The sequence below is a fragment of the Cyanobium sp. NIVA-CYA 375 genome (assembly GCF_056108345.1).
In genome coordinates this window covers 73,445-85,980 of sequence record NZ_JBSYHW010000002.1, presented here as the reverse complement: position 1 = coordinate 85,980, position 12,536 = coordinate 73,445, and the positions used below count along the sequence as shown (strand labels likewise).

Below are 12,536 nucleotides of genomic sequence, written 5' to 3'. Positions count from 1 at the left end.
ACGAAATGACCAGCTAGTTACACGTTGATGGTTTTACCGTGACGACATCTACCCCTGCATCGCCCGAGTCCCTGGGTCAGTTGCTGCTCGATTGCGCAGCCTGTCGCCGCTGTGATCTTGCCGCGGAGAGGCACCAGGTGGTGGTGAGTCGGGGTAATCCCGCCGCCCGGCTGATGCTGATCGGCGAGGGCCCCGGCGCTCAGGAAGACAGTGCTGGCTTGCCTTTTGTGGGTCGCTCCGGCCAGCTGCTCGATCAGCTGCTGGCTGCCGCTGGCATCGACAGCAACCGAGACGCCTACGTGTGCAATGTGGTGAAGTGCCGCCCCCCCGGCAACCGCAAGCCCAAGCCCATGGAGCTGGTCGCCTGCCGCCCCTGGCTAGATCGCCAGATATCCCTAGTGAATCCGGCCGTGATCCTGCTGCTGGGGGCAACGGCGCTGGAGGGGGTGCTGGGTATTAAGGGCGGCATCACCAGCCTGCGGGGCCAGTGGCACGCCAGCGAGGTTGAAATTTTGCGGGGCCGGCGCCTGATGCCGGTACTGCATCCCTCCTATCTGCTGCGCTTTAATTCGATTGAGAAAGGGTCGCCGCGCGCGCTTACAGCAACAGATCTTCTCCAAGTGCGCCGTTATCTGCGCGACCCGTCAGCGGCGGTGATGTTGTGACAGGCTTTGCGCTTCCTGGCCCCCACAGTCACCTAGTCATGACAGGCACCCTGGCCCGCTACGACACCCTGATTCACCGGCGCCAGACCCGCAGCGTGCGGGTGGGAGATATCTGGATCGGCAGCGATCACCCGGTGGCGGTGCAGTCGATGATCAATGAGGACACCCTTGATATCGAAGGGGCTACGGCCGGTATCCGGCGGCTGCATGAAGTCGGTTGCGAAATCGTGCGACTGACGGTGCCGTCCCTGGCCCATGCTAAGGCAGTAAAAGAAATTCGCCAGCGGCTGGAAGACACCTACCAGCCGGTGCCTCTGGTGGCTGATGTTCACCACAACGGCATGAAGATTGCCTTGGAGGTGGCCCAGCACGTTGACAAGGTGCGGATTAATCCCGGCTTGTTTGTCTTTGACAAGCCTGATCCAAATCGCACCGAATTCAGCCCCGAGGAAGTATCTGCCATCGGTGAGCGCATCGCCGAAACGTTTGAACCGTTGGTGCAATTGCTTAAGCAGCAGGACAAGGCCCTGCGCATCGGTGTTAACCATGGCTCCCTGGCTGAGCGGATGTTGTTCAGCTACGGCGACACGCCCCTGGGCATGGTGGAGAGCGCCATGGAATTCATCCGCATCTGCGACCGGCTCGACTTCCACAACATCGTGGTGTCAATGAAGGCTTCGCGGGCGCCGGTGATGATGGCCGCCTACCGCATGATGGCCGACCGCATGGATGCGGAGGGCTTCCCTTACCCCCTGCATTTGGGAGTCACCGAGGCAGGCGATGGCGACTACGGGCGAATTAAAAGCACCGCCGGTATTGCGCCCTTGTTGGCCGAGGGGCTGGGAGACACGATCCGGGTGTCACTCACCGAGGCCCCAGAGAAGGAAATTCCAGTTTGCTACTCGATCCTGCAAGCCCTGGGGCTGCGCAAGACGATGGTGGAATACGTGGCCTGCCCCAGCTGCGGCCGCACCCTGTTCAACCTGGAGGAGGTGCTGCACAAGGTGCGCAACGCCACGTCCCACCTCACCGGTCTGGACATCGCCGTGATGGGTTGCATCGTTAATGGGCCGGGCGAAATGGCCGATGCCGACTACGGCTATGTGGGCAAGATCCCTGGCACCATTTCCCTCTACCGGGGCCGCCAGGAAATTCGCCGGGTGCCGGAGGCCGAGGGAGTGGCAGCCCTGATCGCCCTGATTCAGGAGGATGGTCGCTGGGTTGATCCCTGAGCGCCTGCTCATTTCCGGTAACCCGCCCCGGTTGATGCCAGTTTGCGGCGCTAGTTTGAGAGAACGTTTCCCGCGCCGCAACGGCTTTCCCTGATGGCCAGCCCCCGCACCAGCCTGCTAGTACTAGTTGGCATTGGTGCATGTGCGGCTACGGCGGTTGTGGCCCGGGAGGTGGTGACCTCTCCCGGCGGCTCTTCTCGCATCAGCGACAGCCCCAAGGAGGTGATCGACCAGACCTGGCAGATCGTCTTCCGTGACTACCTGGATATAAACGGCAAATACAAGCCGGAGCAATGGCGCAGCCTGCGCCGCGACGTGTTGGCTAAAAGCTACGGCAGCTCCAAGGAAGCTTATGAAGCGATTCGGGGCATGCTCGGCAGTCTCGATGATCCCTACACCCGTTTCCTCGATCCACGGGAATTCAAGGAGATGCAGATCGACACCTCCGGAGAACTCTCCGGGGTGGGAATTCAGCTGAGCCTGGATAAGGAAACAAAAAATCTGGTGGTGGTGTCACCTATTGAAGGTTCGCCCGCATCTAGGGCTGGCGTGCAGCCCAAGGATGTGATTGTGGCGATCGACGGCAAGTCGACCAAGGGCATGAGCACCGAGGATGCCGTCAAGCTGATCCGTGGTCAGGCAGGCACCTCGGTAACTCTCACCCTTAAGCGCAAGGCCCAGACCCTGGAGGTGCCCCTTACGCGTGAGCGCATCGAGCTCCATGCCGTTGACCACCAGATCAACACCAGTGCCGATGGCATCAAGGTGGGGTATATCCGCCTTAAGCAATTCAATGCCACCGCCACCAAGGACATGCGCCAGGCGGTGAAGGACCTCGAAGAGAAGGGGGCCCAGGGCTATGTGCTCGATCTGCGCAGCAACCCAGGCGGCCTGCTGATGGCAAGCGTGGAGATTGCCCGCCAGTGGCTAAACGAGGGCACGATCGTGTCCACCAAAACCCGTGACGGCATCCAGGATGTCAAGCGCGCCAACGGCCGCGCCCTCACCACCAAGCCCATGGTGGTGTTGGTGAATGAGGGTTCAGCTAGCGCTAGTGAAATTCTCTCCGGCGCCCTGCAGGACAACAACCGGGCGGTGTTGGTGGGTCAGAAAACATTCGGCAAGGGCTTGGTGCAGTCGGTGCGGGGGCTATCCGATGGCTCCGGCATGACCGTGACCATCGCCAAATACCTCACCCCAAGCGGTCGAGATATTCATAAGCACGGCATCGATCCAGATGTCACGGCAAAGATGACTGAGCTCGAGGCCCAACGCCTCAAGCTCGAGGATCTCGGCACCAAAAAGGACAGCCAATACCGGGTGGCGGAAACGACGTTAGTAAAGCGGCTGCGCATTACCAACAGCTTGGAGAAGGCCTACAACCCACGCAGCGCCAATGTGCCTGCAGCAGTTGCCCCTCAGGGCTTTAGCGCGCCATAGGCGCTGTGGCTCCTGCGAATTTCCAGGTGAATACCCGGTTCGGGCTGCCAGCACAGGGCGACTTCTTCTGGCACCCCAGACTGCCGGCGATCCGCAGTTTGGAGCGTTATCCCTAAAGCTGCCGGCAGACTCCAGATCAAGCCTGGGCCAGGGAGGGCAGGGCTAGCTAAGGCCTGCAGCGGCGCGGGAGGTAAGGGTTCCTCCATCCCTGGCCTCGCCTCACTCACAACTATCAGCGATTCAAGCCTTTCGCTGCCATGGCGAATCACGCCACGGCGGCGGCGCTCACCCCACACCAGGCACAGTTCGCTCACCCAGGTCCAGGGGCCGATGCGATCGGGTCCAAGGCTCCAATGGCCCTCTGGGCTGATTTGCATTTCCGCCGGAGGCTCATCAAAATCCATTGAGCGCACCTGGCCACTGCTGACGTTTGTAAGCGCTGCCACTACTGTGCCGCCCTGGTCTTGTACTGAGAGCTGGCTTTTGAAGCGTTCCTGCTCCAGGCCCCGGCCATCACAGCGAATGAAGCAGCCATGCCAATCGCCCGAGTTGTGGGCGAGCAGGGTTTGACGCCGCATCTGGCCAGTAAGCGGCGAAGATGGCTTATTCATATGCAAATTAGGTGGCTGTGCCGCTTGATTCGCCCCCAACCCAAATGAACCAGCCTGAGTCGATTTGGGAGATGAAGCCCTGGTGGTGCCAGCCCTGGAGCATCTTGCTCACCGGTGTAGTTGTGGTGGCAGGGAGCTGGGTGCTGCTTCAGCGCTGGTGGATCACCGCGCCTGTAGCTGTAGGGGTGCTGGCTTGGTGGCTGCTTTTTTTGGTTGTGGTGCCGGCTGGTTATCAGGCCGAACTGTGGGCTGCTGAAGGATCAGACAAACCTTGATCTGGTCTTGATTTCAAGTGCCTAACTAGGCGAAATCAAGCCACCGGTTGCATCAGTCCACCGCCGGGGCCGGAATCGTCGTCATCGTTGTTGTTGCCAGCACCTGGTTGCAGCAGGGCGTACATGCCGATCGCCAGGAGGCTCACCACTCCAGAAACGAGGCTGAACCCGCCAAATAACCCCGAACCTGCCCCGATCACTTCGCCCATGGATCGCCGTTACACAACTTCTCATGAATGTAACGGATTTTTGCGGAACCTGGTTGGGTTAGGGGCCTTTGGGCCCTAGACCGCCAACACCTCTTCGTTGCGGGCCTTGAGCTGCTCGCGCCGTTGGGCTTCGGTGAGGCCATCGGCGCCTGGGATCTGCTCCGCCATCTGGTTGAGCCAGCCCATCAGCTCCTCGAGCTGCTTCTCAGCAGGCAGCACCCCCAGGCCCCGGGCCAGCACCTTGGCGGTGGCGCCCGATCCGGGCTGAAACACCAGGCGACCATGGAGGTGCTGGGGCAGGCCCTGGCGCAGTAGGCGGAAGGCGGGCTCCTCCATGGGCGTTTCCAGGGCGATGTTGGGTTTTTCCGGCTTGATGCGCGAGAAGCCGCAGCGCTTGGCCACCAGCTTCAGCTCCATCAGCTGCAACAGCGAGATCACCGGCGCCGGAATGGCGCCGTAGCGATCCACCCAGCCGGTGGCCAGCTCCAGCAACGCCTCCTTGCTGCCGCAGTCGGCAGCGGCCCGATAGGCGGCTATTTTTTCTTCGTTTTCCGTGATCCAGTCGCCTGGGATGAAGGCGGTCACAGGTAGGTCGATCTGGGTGTCTTCCACCACTGGGATGTCCTGGCCCTGGATCTCGGCAAGGCATTCCTGCAGCATCTCCATATACAGGTCGAAGCCGATGGTTTCCATCTGGCCGCTCTGCTCCACCCCCAGCAGGTTGCCGACGCCGCGGATCTCCATATCGCGCATGGCCAGCTGGTAGCCACTGCCCAGCTGGGCGAATTCCTGAATCGCCCGCAGCCGTTGCCGTGCCGCTTCGCTGAGGGAAGCATTGCCGGGATAAAACAGCCAGGCATGGGCCTGGATACCGCTGCGGCCCACCCGGCCCCGCAGCTGATAGAGCTGGGCTAGGCCGAACTTGTGGGCGTCCTCGATCAGGATCGTGTTCACCCGCGGGATGTCGAGGCCGCTCTCCACGATCGTGGTGCAGAGCATCAGGTCGGCTTCGCCGGCGTTGAAGGCCACCATGGCGCTCTCCAGCTCACCTTCGGCCATCTGACCGTGGGCGACCAGCAGCCGCAGGCCCGGGATCATTAGCCGCAGGCCGGAGGCCACGTCTTCAATACCCTCCACCCGCGGCACCACGTAAAATATTTGACCGCCGCGGTCGAGCTCCTGGCGGATGGCGCTGCGTACGGCCTCCTCGTCGAGGGCGGCCAGGTGGGTCTTGATCGGCCGGCGCAGCGGCGGTGGTGTGGTGATCAGGCTCATCTCCCGCACGCCGGAGAGGCTCATGTAAAGGGTGCGGGGGATCGGCGTGGCCGAAAGGGTCAGCACGTCTACGTCTTTTCTCAGCGCCTTGATCTTTTCTTTCTGGTTGACGCCAAAGCGCTGCTCCTCATCCACCACCAGCAGACCCAGCTGCTTGAAGCCGGTGCTTTTGGAGAGCAGCTGGTGGGTGCCCACCACCACATCGACCGTGCCTGCGCCCAACCCTTCCAGGATTGTTTTGCGTTCGGCGGTGGTGCGGAAGCGGTTTAGCAGGCTCACTTTCATTGGGTAGGGCGCAAAGCGCTCCGAAAGGCAGCGCCAGTGCTGCTGCGCCAGCACCGTGGTGGGGGCCAACATCGCCACCTGCTTGCCCGCCGTGACCGCCTTGAAGATGGCCCGGATCGCCACCTCCGTTTTGCCGAAGCCCACATCGCCGCACACCAGCCGGTCCATCGGCTGGGGCTGCTCCATATCCCGCTTGACATCGGCGATGGCCTTCACCTGGTCGGGGGTGGGTTCGTAGGGGAAGGAGTCTTCGAGCTCGTGCTGCCAGGGGCCGTCGGCGGGGAAGGCGAAGCCCGGTGCCTGGTGGCGCTCGGCGTAGAGCTTGACCAGATCTACCGCCACCTTGCGCACGGCCTTTTTGGCGCGCTCCTTGGCCTTGGCCCAGGCCGTGCCGCCCATGCGGTTTAGGTCTGGAGGCGCATCGGTGCTGGCGCGGTACCGGCCGAGGCTGCCCAGCTGGTCGGCGGCCACCCGCAATAGGCCGTCGGCGTATTGCACCACTAGGTAGTCGCGGGATTCGCCGCCGATCGCCAGTTTTTCCAGCTTCAGAAACTTGCCGACGCCGTGGTTGCGATGCACCACGAAATCGCCCGGCTGCATCTTGCCCGGATCCACGGTGCGGCTAGCTGCCTTGCGGCGCCGGCGCACGTAGCCGCTGGCGGCCAGGGCGTGCTGGCCAAAGAACTCCCGGTCGGTGATCAGCACCAGCCGCCAGGCCGGTAGCTGCAGCCCTTCGAGTTCGGCGGTGCCCTTGGTTTTCAGGGCCACCGGCGTGGCCTGCTCCACCAGTCGGTCGATGGCCGGAAAGTCGGCTGGATTGGGCACGAAGCGGGTGATGCAGTCGTGTTCCTCCAGCAGGGCTACCGCCCGCGAGGGCTGGGCCGACAGCAGCCAGACAGTGGCTTTCTCGGCCACAAAGCCCTTCACCAGCCCCGCCAGTTTGCCGAAGGCATTGGGGTAGGCCGGCACCGAGCGGGAGGCCAGGTCAAAGCTGTTGGGGTGCTGGTCGGTTTCGTGCAGCTCGGCCAGATCGAAACCGGCAAACATCTCCGCCTGCTCAAGGGCGTCTGCCGCGGGGCGATGCAGGAGCGGCGGCAGGATGGTTGGCGCCGCGCTGGCTTCTATTTCCAGCTCCTGCACGACGTCGGCGTAGTGGTCGCAGGCATGGTCAAACCACTGCTGGCCATGGGAGAGGCAGTGGCGCCGCTCATCGATGGCGATCAGGGTGTGGGCCGGCAAATAATCCAGCAGGGAGGCCGGCTGCTGCCAGGCCAGGCCCATCAGCCGCCGCATGCCCTCAGGGGTGCCCCCTTCGAGTAGCTGCTCGAGGGCCTCCGGGCTGAGCATTTGCTCGAGCCCATCGGGCATCGATTCGCGCAGGGCATCGGCGATCAGGGGGCCGTAGCCGGTGGGTGTGAGCCGCACCACCTCGATGGCGTCTAGGGAGCGCTGGGAAGCGGGATCAAATTCCCGCAGTTTCTCCAGTTCTTCGCCAAACAGCTCCAGCCGCACGGGTAGCTCGGCACTCACCGGAAACACATCAACGATGTCGCCGCGTCGGCTCCAGCTGCCCTCCTGCTCAATGGTGGGCACCCGTTCGTAGCCCAGCCGGGTGAGGGTGGTGGCGAGCTGTTCAAGATCGATCGTGTCGCCCTTGCGCAGGCTCAGGCACTGGGCCTGCAGGGTTTCGGGCGGCGGCAGGTGGGGCTGCAGTGCCCTCTCGGTGGCCACGATTGCCAGGCGGCGGGGGGCATCCAGCAGCTCGCTGAGCACCTGCAACTGGCCCCAGGTGATTTCACTGGTGGGGTCAAAGGGCTCGTAGGGGCTGCCCTCGCTTGTGGGGTAGAGCTGGCAGCTGTTCCAGCCCATCAACTCCAGCAGCGCTGCCCAGCGGCCCGCTTCCTCAAGGGTGGGGACCAGCACCAGCAAAGGTGCCTCGGCTGCCCCCGCCAGGGCGCTACTCACCAGAGCCCGCGCGCTGCGCCCGGCCCCACTCAGTCGCAGGCGGTCAGCACGCCCTAGGCGCAGCAACACCTCGCCGGTGAGGGGCACCTGCTGCAGCTGGCGCACCAGGGCGGTGAGGGGCATGGGGTCAGGGAATCTCAGAAGGCTCCGATCTTCGCAACTGGCACCAGAGTGGTGTTGGTTGCCGCCAATTTCTGGTCCGACTTCGCTGCCTGTTCAACTCCAACCAACTGTTCAACAGCAACCGGCCGCTCATGACCAACTGGCCGGGTAAGGGGCCAGCTCTGCTGGCGCTGCTGGGCGCTTGCTTGGCGACCGTGCCTGTGCGACCGACCGCCCAAGCGGCAGGTCTGCCCGCAGGCCAAGAGGCTGCCTTGCTTCAGCAATTGGCCGTAGCGGATCGGCAGTGGCTGCCGCGGGCCGAAACCCTGCCAAGCGGTGCGGTTCGATACCACTACCGCCGCCGGGCCAACGAACCCAAGCTCTCGGTGGCAGAGCTTCGGGCCCTGATCGCCAACCCGCCCAGCTTCGGGGCCGAACGCCTGGCGATCGGTGAGCTGCTCACGGTGCTGGCCAAGGCAGGGGTTCGTCTGGAGCTGGGCCAGCCCCGCAGGGCGGGGGCGGCGGGGGAATGGGACCCGGCGGCTCGCACCGTGCGCATCCAGCCCCGGGTGGTGGCGAAGGGAAGTGTCGAGTTTTTCCGGGTGCTCAATCACGAAGCAATTCACGTTGCTCAGAGCTGCAGTAACCGGGGACTGCGATCCAGCCCCCGCCCTCTGGGTCTGCCTACCGCCCTGCCCAGGAACCTATCGAGCGTGCTCAGCGAATCCGTTTACAGCAAGGCAACGGCTCTGGAACGGCAACTAGAGCGAGAGGCCTATGCCAACCAGAGCCGACTCGCTCTGGGGGCCCAGTTGGTGCGTAGACACTGCTAATCCGAGTGTCAACTCCCTTTCAATGGGAATTTCATGGATCCACATTATGGGATAGCCATTCGCTCTCCAAAAGCATGTTGAATTGCAGAAGTTGAGTGTCGCTGAGCAGTTGGCGGCTGGCTAATGCGAAGTGCTGCTCAAGGAAGGCCCGCCCCTGGACCGGATCCCATTCCAATCGGCCGAGCAACTCGTCGCACTGACTGAGCAGCTCCCGCCGCCGTAGGGGGGGTGGCGCGCTGGCGGGATCGCTGCTCTCAGCAAAGCCCTCCAGCGCCTGTAGGTAGGCCAATAAGTCCGCGTAGTTGGTGAGGCGGTTGCGGTTGGGGTGGCCGAATACCCGCTCTAGGTAGACGGCCTCCTGCTCGCGATTCCAGCCGAGGCGCTGCAGCTGCAGATCCAGGCGGGCCAGTTCGCTGCTCCAATCCTCCGGATCGGCCGTGGGCTCTTCGATTTCCTTTGCTGGAGGGGAGCTAGGTGCCGCTGGGTGCTCGAGTTGGGGTTTGGGCTGAACCTGGGGATTCGGGGCAATCTTGACGGTCGTAGGTGCTGGGATTGGGGTCGGGGTCGGGATAGGGGGCTGGGATGAAGCCGGCTGGGCTGGAGCTTGCAGGCGCTCCCCGAGGCGCTGGCGGGCCTGGTCCTCTGCTGCGTCTGCGGTTGACGCCTCGCCCAGAGCACCGTCGATGACCTGGCCGCTACGCCTTACCTGTACCAGCACAACGCGACTGCTGGCTTCGGCATGGAGCAGCTGCACGTCGAACTGCAGATCGGCCAACTGGTCTTCCAACCTGACTTTCTAGACTGGCTTCCATCCTGACCCGCTGCAGCCCGTGGAAGCGGAGTCGATCCAATCCCTCACCCCCCTGCTGAACCAGGCAGACCAGTGGCGTGAGGTGCTGTTGTTGCTGCCCCTATTGGTGGCCCTAGAGGCGGTGCTCTCCGCCGACAACGCCATTGCCCTGGCGGCGATCGCCCGGGGCTTAGAGGATCCGGCCCGGCAGCGCCAGGCCCTCAATCTCGGCCTGGCTCTGGCCCTGGTGTTTCGGCTTGGGTTGATCGTGGCTGCCCGCTGGGTGCTCAATTTCTGGCCGCTGCAACTGGCGGCGGCGTCCTACTTGCTGTGGCTGTGCGGACGCCACCTGCTGCTGGTGTGGTCTGAGCCCGAAGAGGGGGCAGGTGAGGCTGCTGCAGCCAATGGCGCCGACTCTGCTGGAGCCCAGCCCGGCTCCCTGCACCACTCCGGGCTGGGCTCAATTGTGGCCACCCTGGCCCTTACCGATCTGGCTTTTTCGCTTGACAGCGTTGCCGCAGCGGTGGCAGTGAGTGATCGGCTGTGGCTGGTGATGGCCGGTGGGGTGATCGGCGTTATCGCCCTGCGACTCACCGCCGAACTGTTTATTCGTTGGCTTGAGGTTTACAAGCACCTGGAAACGGCCGGCTATTTAGCTGTGGGTCTGGTGGGCATTCGGCTGCTGCTGCGCCTGGGCATGCCCCAGGTGGTGCCGCCGGAGTGGCTGCTGCTGCTGCTGGTGGCTGCCTTGTTTGCTTGGGGCTTTTCGGTGCGCCTGCCTCTAGCGCCGAAACCGCTGGAGCCATGAGGGTGGAGCTGCGCCAGATCGGCAGCGATCGCCTGCTCGATTGGCTTGAGGTGCCCGAGCTGGCTGAGGTGCCCCATCCGGGCCGCTGGCTTGAGGCTGGCGGCCGCAGTTTTCTGGTGCTGCAGCGTCGCCACCGCTATCAATTGCGCAATGGCTGCTACGAACTTGCCAGCGTTGCTTTGCAGGTGAAGCCCCAGCGCCAGCCCGCCGATGCCCGCTGGTGGCAAAACCAGTGGGTGATCGGCAACCCCGATTGCCGTTTCAACGCCCGCAGCCCGCTGTTGCGCTGTGCCGTGCTTCCCGATGGCCCCTGCGAGCGCTGCAGCCACTTCACCGGTCCCTAGGGTGGGGGATCACGCAACACCTGCAATCCGTCAGCCCTCTCCACGATCCGGCACCGCGATTGCCGATTCCAGTCCGGTGGCGGTGGACCCTGCTGCGCTCAGCAGCGATGCCCCTGAGCTGCTCGACTTTGCATCGTTTGGGCTGGGTGAGCCGATCTTGAAGGCGGTAGCCGAAAAGGGTTACACCAAGCCCTCACCGATCCAGGGCCAGTGCATCCCGGCGGTGCTGGCGGGTCACGACGTGATGGCGGCGGCCCAGACCGGCACGGGCAAGACGGCCGGTTTTACCTTGCCGATGCTGGAGCGGTTGCGTCACGGCCCCCACGCCCGCGCTGGCATCGTGAGATCGCTTGTGCTTACCCCCACCCGTGAGCTGGCCGCCCAGGTGGGCGAAAGCGTGCGGGCCTACGGCCGCTACCTCGATCTGCGCAGCGACGTGGTGTTCGGCGGGGTCAAGGTGAATCCCCAGATTTCCAGGCTGCAGCGCGGCACTGACGTGCTGGTGGCCACCCCGGGCCGGCTGATGGACCTCTACCAGCAGAAAGCCCTGCGGCTCGACCGGGTCGAGATCCTGGTGCTCGATGAGGCCGACCGGATGCTGGATATGGGCTTCATCCGCGATATCCAGAAAATCCTAGCCCTGCTGCCTCCCAAGCGTCAAAACCTGCTCTTCTCAGCCACCTTCTCCGGGGATATTCGCCGCCTCGCCACCGGTCTGCTGCACAACCCCGTGCAGCTCCAGGCCACTCCCGAAAACCGCACCGCTCCCACGGTGGAGCACCTGTTGCATCCCTGCGACATGGATCGCAAGGCTGATCTGCTCAGCCACCTGATCAGCAGCAACAATTGGCAGCAGGTGCTGGTGTTTTCCCGCACCAAGCACGGCGCCAACCGCATGGCCGAGCGACTCACCCGCGAGGGGATGTCGGCTTCGGCTATCCATGGCAACAAAAGCCAGGGAGCTCGCACCCGCGCCCTGGCCGACTTCAAGGCTGGTTCTTTGCGGGTGCTGGTGGCAACAGACCTGGCGGCCCGGGGCATTGATATTCACCAGCTGCCCCACGTGGTCAACCTGGATCTGCCGAACCAGGCCGAGGACTACGTACACCGGATCGGCCGCACCGGCCGGGCCGGCCACAACGGCCATGCCATATCCCTGGTGGCAGCTGAGGAAAGTGAGCTACTGCGGGCCATTGAACGCATGATCGGCACCCGTCTGCCGCGGCAGGAGGTGCCCGGTTTTGAGCCCAAGGTGCTCTCAGCTCCACCCCTGGATTTAAGCGGTGGCAGGGGCAAGGGCAGAGGCGGTGCTCGCCGGGGTGGACCGCCGCCTGCCGGGCCCTCCCGCAGCGGCAGCGATGGTGGGGGTCGCCGGGGTCGCTACAGCGCGAGCCGCTGATCGCCTCAATCCGGTCAGTTTGGCTCTAACGGCAGCAATCGACACACCGGCTTAAGTTGGTCTCCGCTCGTATGGAACACGCAGGTTTTTATCTATGTCCTACGAACCCGGATCTACTGAGTGCCGCGTCCTGATCGACTGCAAGGTTCAGATTGAGTCGATGCTGCTGGCCTTGGGGCGCATTGACAACAGCGAGCACATCCGCGACCAGCTGTTGTCTGTGCACAATCAACTCGAGGGTCTGCACGCCATCCACCGCAAGGTGGCTGCAGCCCCCCAGGCTCCGGGCTGATTCTGAAGATC

13 protein-coding genes are annotated in these 12,536 nt (G+C 63.6%); 9 read left to right on the top strand and 4 right to left on the bottom strand.

Annotated features, from left to right (window positions below; all coding sequences use genetic code 11):
* Positions 1-38: 38 nt before the first annotated feature.
* The 3 genes from AC01FP_RS01260 to AC01FP_RS01250 all read left to right on the top strand — a co-directional run bounded on the left by AC01FP_RS01260 (position 39) and on the right by AC01FP_RS01250 (position 3,337).
* Positions 39-665 (top strand): uracil-DNA glycosylase, encoded by a 627-nt coding sequence (locus AC01FP_RS01260; RefSeq protein ID WP_474477126.1) that lies wholly within the window; start codon positions 39-41, stop codon positions 663-665.
* A 38-nt stretch (positions 666-703) separates the two neighbouring features.
* Positions 704-1,897 carry a (E)-4-hydroxy-3-methylbut-2-enyl-diphosphate synthase gene (gene ispG, locus AC01FP_RS01255; RefSeq protein WP_474477123.1) on the top strand — a complete coding sequence of 398 codons (1,194 nt, stop codon included), beginning with the start codon at positions 704-706 and terminating at the stop codon, positions 1,895-1,897.
* Positions 1,898-1,990: 93 nt separating this feature from the next.
* On the top strand, positions 1,991-3,337 hold the full coding sequence (locus AC01FP_RS01250; RefSeq protein WP_474477120.1) for a S41 family peptidase: 1,347 nt from the start codon (positions 1,991-1,993) through the stop codon (positions 3,335-3,337).
* Here AC01FP_RS01250 and AC01FP_RS01245 read toward each other — a convergent pair.
* The gene (locus AC01FP_RS01245) at positions 3,316-3,915 is read right to left on the bottom strand and encodes a DUF3598 family protein (protein WP_474477118.1); all 600 of its coding nucleotides are present in this window, start codon (positions 3,913-3,915) and stop codon (positions 3,316-3,318) included. The two genes, AC01FP_RS01250 and AC01FP_RS01245, sit on opposite strands and share 22 nt — an antisense overlap.
* 77 nt (positions 3,916-3,992) lie before the next feature.
* Between AC01FP_RS01245 and AC01FP_RS01240 the strand changes: the two genes are divergently transcribed.
* Positions 3,993-4,223, top strand: a complete 231-nt coding sequence (locus tag AC01FP_RS01240) for a DUF6737 family protein (protein WP_474477115.1) — start codon at positions 3,993-3,995, stop codon at positions 4,221-4,223.
* 35 nt (positions 4,224-4,258) lie between these two features.
* Here AC01FP_RS01240 and AC01FP_RS01235 read toward each other — a convergent pair whose 3' ends face one another.
* Together AC01FP_RS01235 and mfd are read right to left on the bottom strand one after the other, a co-directional pair.
* Positions 4,259-4,432 (bottom strand): hypothetical protein, encoded by a 174-nt coding sequence (locus AC01FP_RS01235; protein ID WP_474477113.1) that lies wholly within the window; start codon positions 4,430-4,432, stop codon positions 4,259-4,261.
* A 75-nt stretch (positions 4,433-4,507) separates the two neighbouring features.
* On the bottom strand, positions 4,508-8,080 hold the full coding sequence (mfd, locus tag AC01FP_RS01230; protein ID WP_474477111.1) for a transcription-repair coupling factor: 3,573 nt from the start codon (positions 8,078-8,080) through the stop codon (positions 4,508-4,510).
* A gap of 131 nt (positions 8,081-8,211) precedes the next feature.
* Between mfd and AC01FP_RS01225 the strand changes: the two genes are divergently transcribed.
* Positions 8,212-8,892 carry a hypothetical protein gene (locus AC01FP_RS01225; RefSeq protein WP_474477108.1) on the top strand — a complete coding sequence of 227 codons (681 nt, stop codon included), beginning with the start codon at positions 8,212-8,214 and terminating at the stop codon, positions 8,890-8,892.
* 31 nt (positions 8,893-8,923) lie between these two features.
* Here AC01FP_RS01225 and AC01FP_RS01220 read toward each other — a convergent pair whose 3' ends face one another.
* On the bottom strand, positions 8,924-9,679 hold the full coding sequence (locus AC01FP_RS01220; RefSeq protein WP_474477105.1) for a hypothetical protein: 756 nt from the start codon (positions 9,677-9,679) through the stop codon (positions 8,924-8,926).
* Between the two features lie 43 nt (positions 9,680-9,722).
* Between AC01FP_RS01220 and AC01FP_RS01215 the strand changes: the two genes are divergently transcribed.
* The 4 genes from AC01FP_RS01215 to AC01FP_RS01200 all read left to right on the top strand — a co-directional run bounded on the left by AC01FP_RS01215 (position 9,723) and on the right by AC01FP_RS01200 (position 12,525).
* On the top strand, positions 9,723-10,490 hold the full coding sequence (locus AC01FP_RS01215) for a TerC family protein (protein ID WP_474477102.1): 768 nt from the start codon (positions 9,723-9,725) through the stop codon (positions 10,488-10,490).
* The gene (locus AC01FP_RS01210) at positions 10,487-10,834 is read left to right on the top strand and encodes a DUF6464 family protein (RefSeq protein ID WP_474477099.1); all 348 of its coding nucleotides are present in this window, start codon (positions 10,487-10,489) and stop codon (positions 10,832-10,834) included. The genes AC01FP_RS01215 and AC01FP_RS01210 overlap by 4 nt, the downstream gene beginning before the upstream one ends.
* A gap of 118 nt (positions 10,835-10,952) precedes the next feature.
* The gene (locus AC01FP_RS01205) at positions 10,953-12,233 is read left to right on the top strand and encodes a DEAD/DEAH box helicase (RefSeq protein WP_474477212.1); all 1,281 of its coding nucleotides are present in this window, start codon (positions 10,953-10,955) and stop codon (positions 12,231-12,233) included.
* Positions 12,234-12,327: 94 nt separating this feature from the next.
* Positions 12,328-12,525, top strand: coding sequence for a hypothetical protein (locus AC01FP_RS01200; RefSeq protein ID WP_474477096.1), 198 nt, complete (start codon positions 12,328-12,330; stop codon positions 12,523-12,525).
* The last annotated feature ends 11 nt before the right edge of the window (positions 12,526-12,536 follow it).